The 15,654-nt window shown below is 69.3% G+C and carries 13 protein-coding genes; 7 read left to right on the plus strand and 6 right to left on the minus strand.

Features of this window, described 5'->3' with window-relative positions; genetic code table 11:
* Nucleotides 1–9 precede the first annotated feature (9 nt).
* Nucleotides 10–1,137, minus strand: coding sequence for an LCP family protein (locus G9Q41_RS01235; RefSeq protein ID WP_165631550.1), 1,128 nt, complete (start codon nucleotides 1,135–1,137; stop codon nucleotides 10–12).
* 208 nt (nucleotides 1,138–1,345) lie between these two features.
* Between G9Q41_RS01235 and G9Q41_RS01240 the strand changes: the two genes are divergently transcribed.
* Nucleotides 1,346–2,830, plus strand: coding sequence for an NAD-dependent succinate-semialdehyde dehydrogenase (locus G9Q41_RS01240; protein ID WP_165631549.1), 1,485 nt, complete (start codon nucleotides 1,346–1,348; stop codon nucleotides 2,828–2,830).
* Nucleotides 2,831–2,888: 58 nt separating this feature from the next.
* On the opposite strand, the gene G9Q41_RS01245 is transcribed toward G9Q41_RS01240, so the two are convergent.
* From G9Q41_RS01245 to G9Q41_RS01255, 3 genes are all read right to left on the minus strand, one after another.
* Nucleotides 2,889–3,578, minus strand: a complete 690-nt coding sequence (locus tag G9Q41_RS01245) for a GntR family transcriptional regulator (RefSeq protein WP_017974870.1) — start codon at nucleotides 3,576–3,578, stop codon at nucleotides 2,889–2,891.
* A 667-nt stretch (nucleotides 3,579–4,245) separates the two neighbouring features.
* The gene (locus G9Q41_RS01250; RefSeq protein WP_165631548.1) at nucleotides 4,246–4,617 is read right to left on the minus strand and encodes a hypothetical protein; all 372 of its coding nucleotides are present in this window, start codon (nucleotides 4,615–4,617) and stop codon (nucleotides 4,246–4,248) included.
* Between the two features lie 194 nt (nucleotides 4,618–4,811).
* Nucleotides 4,812–5,603 carry a pectate lyase gene (locus G9Q41_RS01255; protein WP_347567440.1) on the minus strand — a complete coding sequence of 264 codons (792 nt, stop codon included), beginning with the start codon at nucleotides 5,601–5,603 and terminating at the stop codon, nucleotides 4,812–4,814.
* 448 nt (nucleotides 5,604–6,051) lie between these two features.
* Between G9Q41_RS01255 and G9Q41_RS01260 the strand changes: the two genes are divergently transcribed.
* Together G9Q41_RS01260 and G9Q41_RS01265 are read left to right on the plus strand one after the other, a co-directional pair.
* Nucleotides 6,052–7,416, plus strand: coding sequence for a zinc-binding dehydrogenase (locus G9Q41_RS01260; protein ID WP_165631547.1), 1,365 nt, complete (start codon nucleotides 6,052–6,054; stop codon nucleotides 7,414–7,416).
* Nucleotides 7,417–7,682: 266 nt separating this feature from the next.
* Entirely contained in the window at nucleotides 7,683–8,261 is a 579-nt protein-coding gene (locus G9Q41_RS01265) for an AAA family ATPase (protein ID WP_092521587.1), read from the plus strand.
* Nucleotides 8,262–8,530: 269 nt separating this feature from the next.
* On the opposite strand, the gene G9Q41_RS01270 is transcribed toward G9Q41_RS01265, so the two are convergent.
* A complete protein-coding gene (locus G9Q41_RS01270; RefSeq protein ID WP_165631546.1) occupies nucleotides 8,531–9,913 on the minus strand; it encodes a citrate:proton symporter in 1,383 nt (460 codons plus the stop codon).
* 192 nt (nucleotides 9,914–10,105) lie between these two features.
* Between G9Q41_RS01270 and G9Q41_RS01275 the strand changes: the two genes are divergently transcribed.
* From G9Q41_RS01275 to G9Q41_RS01285, 3 genes are all read left to right on the plus strand, one after another.
* Nucleotides 10,106–11,707: a sensor histidine kinase gene (locus G9Q41_RS01275; protein ID WP_165631545.1), complete on the plus strand. Its 1,602-nt coding sequence runs from the start codon at nucleotides 10,106–10,108 to the stop codon at nucleotides 11,705–11,707.
* An 87-nt stretch (nucleotides 11,708–11,794) separates the two neighbouring features.
* Entirely contained in the window at nucleotides 11,795–12,481 is a 687-nt protein-coding gene (locus tag G9Q41_RS01280; RefSeq protein WP_092521581.1) for a response regulator, read from the plus strand.
* 193 nt (nucleotides 12,482–12,674) lie between these two features.
* Nucleotides 12,675–13,484, plus strand: a complete 810-nt coding sequence (locus tag G9Q41_RS01285) for an SAM-dependent methyltransferase (protein WP_092521579.1) — start codon at nucleotides 12,675–12,677, stop codon at nucleotides 13,482–13,484.
* A gap of 31 nt (nucleotides 13,485–13,515) precedes the next feature.
* Here G9Q41_RS01285 and G9Q41_RS01290 read toward each other — a convergent pair whose 3' ends face one another.
* Nucleotides 13,516–14,754 carry an MFS transporter gene (locus G9Q41_RS01290; RefSeq protein WP_347567439.1) on the minus strand — a complete coding sequence of 413 codons (1,239 nt, stop codon included), beginning with the start codon at nucleotides 14,752–14,754 and terminating at the stop codon, nucleotides 13,516–13,518.
* Nucleotides 14,755–14,906: 152 nt separating this feature from the next.
* Here G9Q41_RS01290 and G9Q41_RS01295 point away from each other — a divergent pair, with 152 nt between their 5' ends.
* Entirely contained in the window at nucleotides 14,907–15,626 is a 720-nt protein-coding gene (locus tag G9Q41_RS01295) for a GntR family transcriptional regulator (protein WP_092521575.1), read from the plus strand.
* Nucleotides 15,627–15,654: the final 28 nt, after the last annotated feature.

Below are 15,654 nucleotides of genomic sequence, written 5' to 3' on the forward strand. Positions count from 1 at the left end.
GGTGTTCGTCTAGCCGCCGAGGGTGTTGGCGGGGATCGGCTGGTCGTTGGCGATCGCCTCGAACAGGCGGGACGCCCGCGAGGAGTCCCACTTGACCACGGACTGGCCGTTCAACGTGCCGAACCCGGCGATGGGCACGGTGCCGGTGACCCCGTTGCCCGCGGAGATGTCGCCCATCGCCCGGGCCAGGCCCACCAGGTGCCACAGGTGGTCGCCGTTGTCCAGCAGGAAGGTGTCGCCGGTGGCCGTGATCAGCGGGAAGATCCGCAGCGGGTTCAGCAGGGTCGCCGGGCTGGTGGCCTTGTCGATGAGGGCACCGAGCAGTTTGCGCTGGTTCTCGATCCGCTGCAGATCCCCTTCGGGGTAGGCGCGGCTGCGTACGAAACCGAGGGCCTGCTGCCCGTTGAGCTGTTGGCACCCCTGCTCGAGGTCGATACCGGCCTTGGGATCGTTCAACGGCTGGTCCAGGCACATCTCCACCCCGCCGACCGACTCGACCAGGCTGGCGAACCCGCCCAGGCCGATCTCGGCGTAGTGGTCCATGTGCACCCCGGTGACGTTTTCCACCGTGCGCACCAGCAGCTTCGGTCCTCCAATCGCGAAGGCCGCGTTGAGCTTGTTGCGCCCGTGGCCCGGGATCGGCACCGACGAGTCCCGGGGCAGGCTGATCAGCGACGGGTCACCGCCGCCCGCGGGCACGTGCAGCATCATCATGGTGTCGGTGCGCCTGCCGCCGGCGTCCCCGGCCGACAGCTCCTCCCGTTGGGACTCGTCCAGCCCCTGCCTGCTGTCGGAGCCGACCAGCAGCCAGTTGGTGCCCGCGGTGTCGTCGACCCGTCCCTGGTAGTCGTCCAAAGCGCCGGTGCGCTGCAGCGAGCTGTCCACGTAGACCACCAGGCCCACCAGGAGCAGCACGATCACCAGCAGCGTGATCCCGATGCGGCGCCCCCAGCGCTTCTTCTTCCGCGGAGCGCCCTGCCCGGCCGCGCCGGGTCCGCCGCCGGGCTGCTGTGGCCGCTGGGCCGAGGTCCGGTCGGACGGCCGCGCGTCGCGGTGGTAGTAGTCGTAACCGTTGCCCCGCCGCTCACGGCCCGTGGCGCCGCGCCGGTTCGGCTGATTCGCCGACCAATCGCTCATGGCCGGTAATCTATCCGCCGCTGCTTCCCCCTTCGACCCCGGTCACCCGACCGGCGGGTGGGACCCCTGTGCCCACCGGGTCCGCCGGTGTTGCCCGGGCGGGCGCCGGCAACACGCGAAGACCGCGCTGCCCCGCTGGTGTCGCCGCGGATGGGATCATCGGCGGCGGCTCCTGTTCGTCGTCGATATCGAAGGGCATCCTGCCACCATGAGCGTCAATGATCAGTCGAGCGACCCGCGGGAAAGCACCGTGGTGGACAACGTGACCAAACAGCTCCTCATCGACGGCAAGTGGCGCCCCGCCACCGGCGGCGGCACGTTCCCGGTCGAGGACCCGTCCACCACGGCGACCCTGTGTTCGGTGGCCGACGCCACCTCCGAGGACGCGCTGGAGGCGCTGGCCGCCGCCGACCGGGCCCAGCCCTCCTGGGCAGCCCATCCCCCGCGGGAGCGCGGCGAGATTCTGCGGCGGGCCTTCGAAACGATCACCTCCCGGCACGAGGACCTGGCGCTGTTGATGACCCTGGAAATGGGCAAACCGCTGGCCGAGTCCCGCGCCGAGATCACCTACGCGGCCGAGTTCTTCCGCTGGTTCGCCGAGGAGGCCGTGCGCATCGACGGGGACTACACGGTCGCCCCGAACGGCAAGGGCCGGGTGCTGGTGCTGCGTCAGCCGGTCGGGCCCGCGTTGATGGTCACCCCGTGGAACTTCCCGATGGCGATGGGAACCCGCAAGATCGGTCCCGCCGTGGCCGCGGGCTGCACCATGGTGATGAAACCGGCCCACCAGACGCCGCTGACGATGCTGGCCCTCGGCGAGATCCTCACCGAGGCCGGCCTGCCCGACGGGGTGCTCAACATCGTCACCGCCCGCAGCGCCGGTTCGGTGATGCGCCCGATGATCGAGGACGACCGGGCCCGCAAGTTGACCTTCACCGGGTCCACGCCCGTGGGGCGCAAGCTGATCGAGCAGTCGGCCGGGCAGGTGCTGAACGTGTCCATGGAGCTCGGCGGCAACGCGCCGTTCCTGGTGTTCGACGACGCCGACGTGGATGCCGCCGTCGACGGGGCCATGCTGGCCAAGATGCGCAACGTCGGCGAGGCCTGCACCGCGGCCAACCGGTTCTACGTGCACGACGGCGTCGCCGAGGAGTTCACCCGCAAGCTCACCGAACGGATGGAGGCGCTGCGCGTGGGCCGCGGGGTCGGTGACGGGGTCGAGGTGGGCCCGCTGATCGACGCGAACCAGCTCGACAAGGTCGTCGAACTCGTCGACGACGCGGTCGCCGAGGGCGCGCGGGTGGAAACCGGGGGCAGCCGGGGTGACGGGCAGGGCCACTACTACCTGCCGACGGTGCTGACCGGGGTGCCTTCCTCGGCTCGGATGAATCGGGAGGAGATCTTCGGTCCCGTGGCTCCGATCACCACCTTCACCGAGGAGCACGAGGCCACGGCCGCGGCCAACAACACCGAGTTCGGCCTGGTCAGCTACGTCTACACCAGGGACGTGCAGCGTGCGCTGCGGATCAGCGAAAACCTGCAGGCGGGGATGGTGGGGCTCAACCAGGGGGTGGTGTCCAACGCCTCCGCCCCGTTCGGGGGGGTCAAGCACTCCGGCATCGGGCGGGAAGGCGGCAAGGTCGGCATCGACGAGTACTTGGAGACCAAGTACGTGGCCGTCGGCGGTCTGTGACCACCCGGGGACGCGCCACCGCACCCGGGCCGGCTCGAGCCCGGGTGCGCGGGCGCGTCTACTCCTCCAGCGAGGACGTCAACCGTTCCAGGGCGTCGTTCATGTGCGCTTCCAAGCGGCTGAGCACGAGCTGCTCGTCGCCGGCTTCGATCGCGTCCACCAAGCCCTTGTGCTCGTCCACCAGGGCCTGCGTGTCAGCCGGATAGGTGTCGACGAGAGCTCCCAGGCACATGCGTTTTTCCACCAGCAGTGTCTGGGCCATCCGCTGCAGTCGAGGACTGCGGGAAGCCGCCACCAGGGTTTCGTGGAATTCCTGGTCGGCCTCGGTGAGTCCCGCGCTGTCGTCCTTGGCCACGGCAGCGACCATCTTGGCGTGCGCGGCGGTCAGTTCGGCTACCGCGTCGATCCTGTGGTGCCGCACTATCTGCTCGCAGGCGGTGCGTTCCACCGCCAGCCGGGCCACGTAGACGTCGTGCACGTCCTCGGGTTCCATCGTGGCCACGAACAGACCCCGGTGGGGTTCGCTCTGCAGCAACCCCTCCTGCACGAGCCGTTGCATCGCTTCCCGCAGCGGCCCACGGCTGACGCCGAGCTGGGCGGCGAGATCGGCCTCCCCGAGTTGGCTGCCCGGTGCCAGCGATCCGTACATGATCGCCGAACGCAGCTGGTCGGCCACGATCGCCGCCGTGGATTTCCGCTGAACCGGTTCCAACTCCCCGGCCTGGTTCTGTTCGTCGACTCCCAACATCTCGCACCCTCTCGTCAATTCGAGGTCCCCACCCCGGGCCGCGGGGCGGGGTGGATGCGGCGCCACGGCTGTGGTCCGCCCGCCTCGGCTCGGGCGCCGATGGGCTCGAGCCGAGGGTGGCTGTTCCACGTCTGCGCGCCGTCTCCGACGCCGTGGCGGCCACGGGCACGGCATCCGGGCCGGACAACCGCACGGATCCACGCACCCGAGGTCCCCACGACGGAAAACCACGTCTCGTGGGCCAACGACCGCTGCGCGCCACGAGGGGCGAGGTCACGCGTGCCGGAGCAACAACATTCGCACTCACGGTACGCGTCACCGACAACCCCTTTCGTGCAAGTCGGCCCGAACGGGCGTGCGCAACGACCTGTCGATCACCACCGAAACGCCGATTGTTGACAATGCTAACCCCTGTCGGGGCTCACATTTAACAATGAAGGAAATTCATCTCATTGGAGTACCGTGCTCGGTGCTCCTGACCGAGTGGCCGGCTCCGGCACCTTCGGTGCGCACAGCCGCCGCGGCGGCTTCGTGTTCGGCCGCGGTGCGTCCTGTCACAACCGGGCGGGCGCGTGCCGAAAAACACTCCCCGACCGCGCGGCGCGTCGGGACGGCCGGCGGTACCCTCGCCCGTCGTGCCGGCACCCGTTGCGCGGGACGAGTTCGCTCATCCGCTCGCGCGCTCGGGCAGCAGTCCGGTTGTCAGGCGGCGCGCTCGTTGCAGGGGTTCGGACACGAGCCGCAGCAGCAGCGCCGTGATCGTGCCCTCGTAGATCACGACGATGTCCGCCGCGGCCCGTTCGGGATCGACCACCCCGGCCTCGCGAGTGAGCTCGGTCAGGTGTTGGCCGAGGTGCGTCTTGTGTCGGGTGATCGCGGCGAGGGCGGGGTGGTCGGCGTCGGTGATCTCGACAGCGGCGTCGACCTGCGCCCTGTCGCGATAGTGGCCCTCGGTGTCCCACCACCGCTGCAGGGCGTCGACGATCGCCGCGAACCGTTGCTTCGGGGTGGCGGCGGTGAGCCGGTGGTGTTCCTGCACGGCACCCGTCGCACTCGTTCATCTGCAGACCGGATCCGTCCGACCGCGTTTCCGGAAGGGGGCGCACACCCCGCGATGGCTCGCCGGGGCACGTGACCACGTGCTCCGGCGGGCCGTTCGGACGCTCGTGCCGGGCGCCGTACCGCGCCCCGATGGCGCGGTGTCGACCAGCGGGGCGCGGTCGGCGATCGGGCTCACTGGAAGGTGATGTCCAAGCTGTCGTAGCGGCAGTTGTCACTGGGTCCGCTGCCGACCTTCTCGGGCTCGCCGCTGTCCTCGTTGCCCTCGTACCAGCCGCAGATCTCCATCTCGGAGTCACCGATGACCGTGATCTCGGAGAACTCGGCGGTGTCTCCGTAGTTGGTGTTGATCCCGGCCAGGGAGAGCCCGGGTGCGGTGGCGGTGACGTTTTCGATGACCACGTGGCGGTCGGTCTGGTCACTGCAGTTTCCGCAGGACCGGTACAGCTTGCCGAAGTCCTCGACCTGGAAATCGCTGATCGTCATGGTCCCGGCCCCGTTGGCCTGGAAGACCTTGTCCTCGGCGAGCTGGGCCCCGCCTCCTTGCACGGTCATCGTCGCCGAGGCGCTGTCGGCGTCGAATGTGGCCGCGTCCTCACCGACGTCCTCCCACCACACGTTGCGCAGTGTGCACGAGCCCTCGCAGTGGATGCCATCGGCGGCAGGCGCACCGATGATCACGTTCTCCAACGTGGCGCCGTCGGCGAGTTCGAAGATCGGCGGCTGGCCCTCGTCCTGGCCCCCGTCGCCGAGATCGCCCTCCCCGTAGTACCGGGTGAGTTCCCCGTCCATGGTGCCCTCGACGGTGATGGTGGACCCGACCGCCTGCTCGCCCTGCGCCTCGGGGACGTCCACCTCGGCGTGAGAAGCGGGGGCGACCAGCACCGTGCCGAGCACGGTCAGCGCGCACACCCCCGCCGCGTACAGATGTTTGCGGATGCGTAACGAAACGCGAGACATCAACATCGGCTCTTTCGTCAACGAGGAGAAAACGTTTTCCCGCTGAGAGTAGAGCGCCGCGCCCTCGGGTCACAGTGGCCGTTCTGCCCTCACTACTGGGGCGAACGGGTCCGGTCCGGTACCTCCGCACGGGGCAACCGCGGTCGCTGCGGCGGGAGAACGGCCGCGCCCGGGTCCGGCACTTCTGCGGAGCTCCTGAGGGGTGGAGCAGCGGGTGTAGCCGGTGATCGTGGCGCTCACGGTGTGCGCGCCTACGTTTCAGCCCCCGACGCGACCGGAACGTTCACCGCACGAAGTAACTACAACGATGCGATATGACCGGCAGGCCCCCGTGGGACGAGGTCTGACGTGAGGCTGTCCGGATTCGTCTCTTGCCGCGCCTTGACTTCAAGCATCGTCGAAGTCTCACCGTGAGTCCGTAGTGACGAGGACGACCCTACGGAGGTGTGACCGAATGCGAGCGGTCCAGGCACAAGAGTTCGGTGGACCGGAGGTCCTGAAGCGGGTCGAGCTGGACCCACCGGAGCCGGCGGTCGGGGCGGCAGTGGTCGCGGTCCACGCTGTCGACGTGCTCGGCCTCGACATCGCGATCCGCAGCGGCGACGCCGCCGAGTCCTTCGGGGTCGCACCCCCGTACGTGCCCGGTGACGGTGTCGCGGGAACGGTGGTGGCGGTCGGGGACGGCGTCGACCGACAGTTGGTTGGGCGCCGCGTCGTTACCACAACGGGCACGCAAGGCGCTTACGCCGAACGAGTCGCCGTTTCCGCCGAGGATCTCGTCACGGTGCCCGACGGTCTCAGGCTCGCCGCGGCCGCCGCCCTGGTCCACGACGGGCGCACGGCGCTCGCCCTCATCGAGGCCGCCGCGATCCGGCCTGGAGAGCGGGTGCTGGTCGTGCCGGCTGGCAGCGGTCTGGGCCTGATGCTGGTGCAGCTCGCCCGCCTCGCCGGTGGCACCGTCGTCGCCGCAGCACGGGGTGCTGAGCAGCTTGCGGCGGCGACCGCGGCCGGGGCCACCCGGGTCGTCGACGCCGCGAGCAGCGACTGGACGGTCCAGCTCGGTGAATCCGTGGACGTGGTTCTCGACGGGGTCGGCGAGACCACCGGCTGCGCCGCGTTCGAGGTCATCACCAGCGGTGGTCGCTACCTCAGCTACAGCGGCAAGCCCGGACCGAAACCCGACGAAGCCCGCCGACGTGACGTGACCCTGTTCGGCACCGAGGTCGTTCACCTCGGAAGCAGCGGAGCGACTCGCAGGCTCACCGAACGAGTCCTCGGCGAGGCCGCCGCTGGCCGGGTCCGACCGGTCATCGGTTCGATCTTCCCTCTCGAGGGTGCGGCCGAGGCCCATGCGGCTTTCGAGCGCGGTGGCCTCGTGGGGCGGACGCTCATAACGGCGGCCGAGGTCGACGCCATGGCGGGTCACGACGAGCTGATCGGACTGGTGGAGCGGTTCAGCCAGGGGTTCGCCGCTGCAGACGCCGAGCTCCTCACCGGGCTGTGGGCAGGCGATGAGGAGGCCCTCGTCTACGTCGCCGGGGAACGAGCCCGCCCGCTGCGGACCCGCGGCGAGATCGCGCGGTATTATCGGGAGACGCTTGACCCCGTGGGGAGCGTGGACACTGCGGAGGTCACCGATCTGTCGGTCGAGGCCGCAGGAGATCGCGGGCGCGTATTCTTCCGGTTCCGCTTCGCGGGACGAGAGGCAGCAAGCGACGAGCGTTTCGAAGTGGACATCCGGATCACGGCCATCGCGCGGCGACGCGACGACCAGTGGGTACTGGTTCACTACCACGAGTCCTCGCCCGGCCCCGTGTGAGGAGCCAGGCGAGGACGAGAGGAAGTGGTCTCGATCGACGATCCTCGAAGTGGCTTCGGTGGTTCGGGGTGGTCGCTAGCATCGCTGCCGTGTCGAGGCAGTCCGAGGACGGGACGGTGATGGCGTTGCTGTCCAGCAGCGGCTGTACCCGGCCGCTCGGCTCCTGACTGAAGCAACGACCGCGTACCACTCAACTGCTGAAACCGTCTCCCGTGAGGGATCCACAGCTGAGATGTCCGAGGAGGTCCTGGGAGTATGGCGCTGTGATGAACGGCGACTTTGACCGGTTCGTCGTGGTGACCGGCGGTCCGGGATCTGGAAAGACCACGCTGTTGAACAGGCTCGGTCATCAGGGGTTGACCAGCACCGTCGAAGCGGGTCGCGGTGTGATTCAAGATCAGATGACGATTGGTGGTTCCGCGCTGCCGTGGGCGGATCAGGCTTTGTTCGCTGAGCTGATGCTGTCGTGGGAGATGCGCTCCTACCGGTGGGCGCAGCAGCGCACCGAGGTGGTGCTCTTCGACCGGGCCGTGCCCGATGTGCTGGGCTACCTGCGGCTGGCCGGGCTTTCCGTTCCGGCGCATGCATCCGCCGCGGCCGAGCTCTTCCGTTACCACCGGCAGGTGTTCATCGCCCCGCCCTGGCCGGAGATCTTCAGTCAGGACAGCGAACGCCGCCAGGACCTGGCTGAAGCCGAGCGGACCTATGACGCGATGGTCGAGATCTACACCGAGCTCGGATACGAAGTCATCGATTTGCCTCGGGCTGAGGTAGCGACCCGAGTCGAGTTCGTGACCGACCGGATCACCAGTGGCCGAGCTGAAGACACAGCTGCTTCCCGATAGCCGACCTCTCGACGAGACGGACTCGCAAGGTCGAGGCGTGTGGTCATGTCCAGGTGGAAGCGTCTGTGGAGGTGAAGCTGGACCAAAACAGCGGGCTCAGCGCCCGGCGCTTGGCCGGGCCGAACCCTCACCTATCGGATACCCCGCTCCGGGCGAACGCCACGGTGGTGATCGTGACCGGTATCGCCGACCAGCCCCAGCCAGCAGCGGGGCCGGCGGCTCGGCCGCGTGCCCCGCTCTGATGGGGAAGCACGTGCGTGGAGCGGGCGCTACAGCGTGATCACGCCGAGCAGCACCGCCGCCAGCAGCATCACCAGGCTGAAGGCCCACATCGGCAGGAACGAGTACCGGATGTGCTTGCCCATGTCCACACCGGCCAGCCCGATGCCCAGCCACAGCGAGGCGTTGAAGGGGCTGATGTAGGTGCCGATCACGTTGCCGATGAGCACGGTGTAGACCACGGTGACCGATCCGATGCCGAGCTGGGTGGACACGTCGTGCACCAGCGGCAGCAGCGCGAAGTAGTGCGCGTCCGTGCTGAGCACGAGCTCGAACGGCATGCCGAGCACACCGACGATCAGGTGCAGGTAGGGCACGACCGCATCGGGCAGCACCGCGATCATGTCGCTGGCCAGCGACCGCAGCATGCCCGACTCGGTAAGAATGCCCAAGAAGCATCCGGCCGCCAGGATGATCGCGCCGGTGCCGAGTGCCCCACCACCGTGCGCGCGGATCCGCTCCATCTGGTCGGAGACCTTCGGGTAGTTGACCACCAGCGCGGCGCTGAGGCCGAGCATGAACACCATCCCGGAGGGCAGCACGTCGGCGACGAGCAGTCCGAGCACCGCCAGCACGAGCGGGCCGTTGAACCAGGGCCGGTAGGGTCCGTGCAGCTTCTCCGGCTCGCCGGCGCCCTCCTCGGGCTCGGCCGTGCCGCCGGCGACGTCCGCGGAGCCGGACGTCGGCGCGCCGCTGCCGGTGGGACCGTCCGCGGAGCCGGATCCAGCCATCGCGAGCACCTGCCCCGGGGTGCGGCGGGCGATGCGCCGCTGCTCCCGCAGCCCGAGCAGCGCGCCCATGCCCATGAGCAGCACAACGCCGACGGCCTGCAGCGGGATCAAACCGTGCCAGAGTGCGACCGGGTCGTGCCCGGTCGAGGCCGCGGCGCGCCCGACGGGGCCGCCCCAGGGCAGCATGTTCAGGATCGCCATGCTGGTGCTCAGCAGCAACATCAGCAGGTACGGGCTCATGCCGAGCCGCTTGTAGAGCGGGAGCAGGGCGGGGATCGCGATCAGGTACGACGTCGCCCCGGACCCGTCCAAGTGGCAGACGACACCGATGAGCACGGTGACCACGGCGACGCCGACGACGTTGCCCCGGCTGACCCGCACCATCACGTTGATCAGCGGGTTGAACAGGCGGACGTCGTTCATGATGCCGAAGAACAGGATGGCGAACACGAGCATCACGGCGACGTCGAGCACCGACTCCAACCCGGAGTCGAAGAACCCGCCGATGTCGCTCGGACTGAAACCCGCCAGGAAGGCGCCGATCGTGGGAATCACGGTCATCCCGACGACCGGGGCTATTCGGCCGAGGATCAACAGCGTCGCTATCGACGCGATGATCGCGAAGCCGATGATGCTGAGCATGTTCGACTCTCCTACGTGCGTCACTCGGGAACTCGCTGATCGACTGCACCGGGAGTTGCGTGTCACCCCGGTGTACGACGATTTGCGACATCCTGAACCGCACGTGGCCCGGATCACGAGCTTTGTGTGCATTGGATCGGTAATGGTCGTATTGGTCTCGCGAAACCCCTTGTCACGAACGGTGTCGCAACCATGACGAAACGATTTCGTCGCCGCGCACGCCTTTCGCTGACCCGCTACCTGTTCCTCGCGAACACGGTGCTGCTGATCGTCACGCTCGTCGCCGCGGGAGCACTGTGGACGTTTCACGAATACCGCGATGTGCGCGCCGAGTACACGCAGCGCGCGATGACCATGGCGCAATCGGTGGCGGCGCTGCCCGAAGTGCGCGGCTACCTCGCCGATCCGCAGCACCGCGGTGAGATCGCCTCCCTGGCCGAGACGCTCCGCCGCGCTTCCGACTTCCGCTACGTCGTCATCGTCGACGCCCAGGGCATCCGGCACTCGCACCCCGACCCGCGCGCCATCGGCGGTCGCCCGCACACCGACCCGGCGCCGGTGCTGGCCGGCAACACGTGGACGGGCAGGGAGTGGGGTCCGGCCGGGCTCACGCTGCGCGCCCGGGTGCCGGTGCGCGACGACGCGGGCGAGGTGGTCGGCTACGTCTCCGTCGGCGTGCTGTCCTCACGCGTCACGCTGGCCGCCTCGCACACGCTTCCCGCCATCGGCACGACCCTGCTGCTGGCTCTCGCTCTCGGTGCGGGTGGTGCGCTGTGGATCTCCCGCAGGATCCGCGCGAAAACGCACGGGTTCGAACCGGCCGAGATCACCGAGCTGCTGGAGGGCCGCGAAGCGCTGCTCTACGCGATCTCCGAAGGTGTGCTGGCCGTCGACGCTGACGGCGCCGTGCTGCTGGCCAACGACTCGGCCCGCGAGATGCTCGGACTGCCGCAGGACTGCGTCGGCCGCACCCCGGAGGAGCTGGAACTGGACGAGCACCTGCGCGAGGTGCTGCGTGGCGACGACGCTCGCCAGGACGTGTTCCTCGCCCTCGGCGGGCGGTTGCTCGTGTGCAACCCTCGGCCGGTGCGCATCGGCGAGCACGACACCGGCAGGCTGGTGACGCTGCGCGATCACACCGAGATCGTGCGGCTCGGCGGTGAGCTGGACGGTGTGCGCACCATGGCCAACGGTCTGCGCGCACAGACCCACGAGTTCGCCAACCGCATCCACACCGTCACCGGCATGCTCGACCTCGGAGCGGCCGGTGAAGCCCGCCAGTACCTGTCCGAGCTCTCCGCCACGACGAGCCGGGCGAGTGCCTCCGTGTCCGAACGTGTCCGCGACACCGCGCTGGCCGCGCTCGTGCTGGCGAAGTCGGCGCAGGCCTCCGAGCAGGGGGTGGAGTTCGAGCTGGCCGCGCTCAGCGACGTGCCGCGGGAACTGCCGTGGCAGCTGCGTGACGACGTGCTGCTGGTCGTGGGCAACCTGGTGGACAACGCCCTCGAGGCCGTGGGCGGATCCGGGTGGGTGGAACTGTTCGTGCTGCTGCACCGGCCGGAGGAGCAGTTGTTGGAGATCCGCGTCACCGACTCGGGTCCGGGGCCTGCCAACGTCGAGGAGATGTTCGCGGCCGGGGTGAGCACCAAGGAGCACGGCGCGGACAGCTATCGCGGATTCGGGCTCGCGTTGGTGCGGCAAGCCGTCCAACGGTGGAACGGGTCGGTGGAGGTGGACACCACCGAGGAGACCGTGTTCACTACCTACCTGCCGGTACGAGAGGATGCGCGGTAGCACGTCGGCGGCGTCGCCGACCGCGGCGCCCGCCGTGCCGTCCGGACGCAGTTTCCCGTCCGGACCTCGAGCGGGAGGTGAGATTCGGTGCTGTCGGTGCTCGTCGTCGACGACGACGCGCGCGTGGCGCGCAACCACCGGGACTTCGTCGAAACGGTGCCGGGGTTCACGGTCGTCGGCGTCGCCCACACCGGCACCGAGACGCTGCGCTCCGTCGTCGAGCATCAACCCGATCTCGTCCTGCTCGACCTCTACCTGCCGGACACCTCGGGTATCAACGTGCTGCGGCGACTACGTTCACCGGACGAGCTCGGGCAGGGCACGCCCGTGGACGTGCTGGTGATCACCGCGCTGCGCGACATCGACAACGTGCGCGCCGCGCTGCACGGCGGTGCGATGTACTACCTGCTCAAACCGTTCGACCTGAGTGCGCTGCGGGAGCAGCTGGACCGCTTCGCCGCCGTGCACGACAAGCTCGCAGGGGTGGAGCAGGCCACCCAGGGTGATGTGGACCGTGTGTTCGGGGTGCGGCGGGCGAGTACGCGCACGAGCCTGCCGAAGGGGTTGACGGCAGCAACGGCGCAGCTCGTGGCGGAGACGCTGCGCGCAGCCGAGTCCGACCTGTCGGCCGTGGAGCTCGCCGAACGCGCCGGCATCGCGCGGGTGACCGCGCGGCGCTACCTCGAGCACCTGTGCGCCGACGGGCAGGCCGAGCTGCGGATGCGCTACGGGTCGACGGGGCGGCCCGAGCACCGCTACCAGTGGGTCCGCTGAACAGCTCGGTGCGTCGGGGCCGGCCGGCAACGGCTCCGACCAGCGGGACGCGGCGAGGCGCACCCGCTGCGGGGACAGCAGGGGCGAACCGTCCCCCGGACGGCCCCGCTGGAGCACTACTGTTCAGCGACACGGCCGGTACGTAGGGTGTTCGGCGGCAAGATCGAACGCATCACGCGGACACGGGGAAACCATGGACAACAGCGCTCACGAGCTGAACGTGGACCGCCCGAACTCGGCGCGGCTGTACGACGTGTTCCTGGGGGGCAGTCACAACACGGCCGCGGACCGGGAACTGGCCGAACGGATCCGTTCCAGCGCACCGCGCTGGTCGCTGGGCGCGCAGCTGAACCGCTCGTTCCTGCGGTGCGCCGTGCAGTACATGGCCTCGATGGGCATCGACCAGTTCCTGGACCTGGGATCGGGCATCCCCACGGTCGGCAATGTTCACGAGATCGCCCAGCAGTACACCCCCGACGCGCGGGTGGTGTACGTGGACTACGAAACGATCGCCTACAACACCTCGCGGGTGGAGTTGGCCGACAACCCGAACGTCACGATCATCAAGGCGGACCTACGCAACCCGGAGTCGGTGCTCAACCACCCCGAGACCGTCGAACTGCTGGACTTCTCCCGACCGGTGGGGCTGCTGATCGTCGGGGTGCTGTTGTTCATCGGCCCCGCCGACGAACCGGGCGATCTCGTGGCCACCTACCGCTCCCAGTTGACCTCCGGCAGCTACTTGGCGCTGTCCCAGGCCAGCGACGACGACCTGCCCCCCGACCTGCAGCGCGAGATCGACCAGGTCGTGGCCTCCTACGAGCACGCCGATGAACAGCTCGTGCTGCGCAGCTACGACGAGGTGGCGGGGTGGTTCTCCGGCACCGAGCTCGTGGATCCGGGCATCGTGCACTACCCGGACTGGAGCCCCGAACAGCAGGCCCTGGACGAGTACCAGCGCAGCTGCCGGTACGGCTACGTGGGGGTGGGGCGGATCCCGTGACCGACGAGACCGCCCCACCACGGTGGCGGGCTCACCCGGAGGTGGTGCTGGCGGCGGGCTGCTCCCGCCGCATCAGCCTCAGCTGCCGCAGCTGGCCCAGCGTGCCGAGCACCACCAGCGCCAGCACCGGCAGGTACGCCAACCTGTAGGACGGGCCCGCGGGCAGGTCGGCGGCGAGTCGCAGTATCCCGCCCACCGCGAGCTGGATCAGCACGGCGGCCGTGAAACCGCCCATGTTCGCCGTGCCCACGGCCAGGCCCGATCTGTGGGTTGCGTTGGCGGCGCGGACACCGTCGAAGGCCAGCATCGCCGAGCCCCCGGCCACGCCGATGATCAGCAGCAGCACCGTCAACAACGCGGCGGGAAGCACACCGGGCCAGCCGATCAGCACCAGCCACGTCACCGCCACCAGCATCGACAGCACGAACGCGAAGCGCTGCCTGCGCCGAGGCCGTCCGGCCACGTACTGCCCGCACAGCCACGATCCGGCCAGGAATCCCCCCACGCACAGCAGCACCCAACTGCTCGCCGCGGCGGGATCGTAGCCCTGCGACTCGATCAACCACGGCGGTCCCCACAGCACGGTCACCGCCACGAACTGGCCCATCATCACGAAGTGCACCCAGAAGGAGTGCCAGGTGCCGCTGCGGGTCACCACCGCCTTCAACGAGGCCGACACCCGCTCGTGGAGCTCGGCTCCGGCCGTGTCCTCCGCGCGCTCGGCGTGTCCGGCGGGGCCGTTGGGCCGGTCGCGCAGCATCGTCCAGGCCGACAGCGCCAGCACCGCGGTCAGCGCAGCCGCGCCCGAGAACGTGCCCACCCAGCCGAGCATCCGCAGCGAGGTGCTCAGCGGTGCCGTGGCGGCCAGCTGCCCGATTCCGCCGACGAGCCCGGTCACCGCGGCCACCCTGCCGAAGCGGTCCGCGGAGAACCAGTGGGCCGCCAACCGCAGCACGTTGGTGAACAGGAACGCGTCGCCGAATCCGATCAGCGCCCGCCCGGCGAGCCCGCCCAGCAGTGAGGCGCTGACCGCGAAGACCGCCGAGCCCACCGCCAGCGCCAGCGTCGCCGCGGTGATCATGCGTCGTGGCCCGATCCGGTCGGCCAGCACCCCGGCCGGGATCTGCAGCGCCAGATAGATGGCCAGCTGCAGCGCCGACAGCACGGACAGCGTGGCCGGGCTGGTGGAGAACCGCTCGGTGGCGGCGTCGGCCGCCACGGCGAGGCTGGAGCGGTGGAACAGCGCCACGAAGTAGCAGGCCGCTGCCACCGACCACACGAACCACGCGCGCCGCAGTGGTGCGGGAAACTCCGCACGAGGGGTTGTCCGGGACGTACTCGACTGATCGATCGTGGCGCGCACACCCACCTCCAAACTTGTATACATCTTAAATACAAGTTGCTCGGAAGTAGGATGACACCGTGTCGAACACAACACCTTCGGATTCGGTATCAACGCCCCTGACCAGCTCCGCACCACCGGCGGCGAGCCAACCCGCAGCCGACCGCGCGTACCGACACGTCAAAGCCGGTCTGCTGGACGGCAGCTATCCGGACGGGCACCTGCTGTCCGAAGGTGAGATCGCCCAAGCCCTGGAGATGTCGCGCACCCCCGTGCGCGAGGCCTTCCTGCACCTGCAGGCCGAAGGATTCCTGCGGCTGTACCCCAAACGCGGCGCGCTCGTCGTGCCGATCACCCCGGCCGAGGCGCGCTCCCTGCTGGAGGCACGACTGGCGCTGGAGAGCTTCGCCATCGACAAACTCGCCTCCGCACCGGCCGAGCAGCTCACCGGCATCGGAGCCGAGCTGCTCGAACACCCCGCCTGCGACCCGACCGGACTCTCCGATGCGGACATGCACGAAGCCGACCGCGCCTTCCACGCCCGCATCGTCTCCGCGGCCGACAGCCCGGTGGTCACCGACCTGTACAGCGCGCTGCGCGAACGACAGCTACGCATCACCGCCACCGCCCGCACCCACGAGTCGCCCCGACGAGCCACCGTCACCGAACAGCACACCCGCCTGGCCACCGCCCTCCGCGACGGTGACGCGGCCGAGGCCAAACGCTGCCTGCACGAGCACCTCGCCCACACGATGCGAGCCATCGGCATGAGCGAGGACTTCCCCACCCCCGGGCAGTGACCCCGGGCGGGGCGACGAAGGCCCCCGG

It is taken from the genome of Actinopolyspora sp. BKK2, assembly GCF_011291845.1.
Lineage (GTDB): Bacteria > Actinomycetota > Actinomycetes > Mycobacteriales > Pseudonocardiaceae > Actinopolyspora > Actinopolyspora saharensis.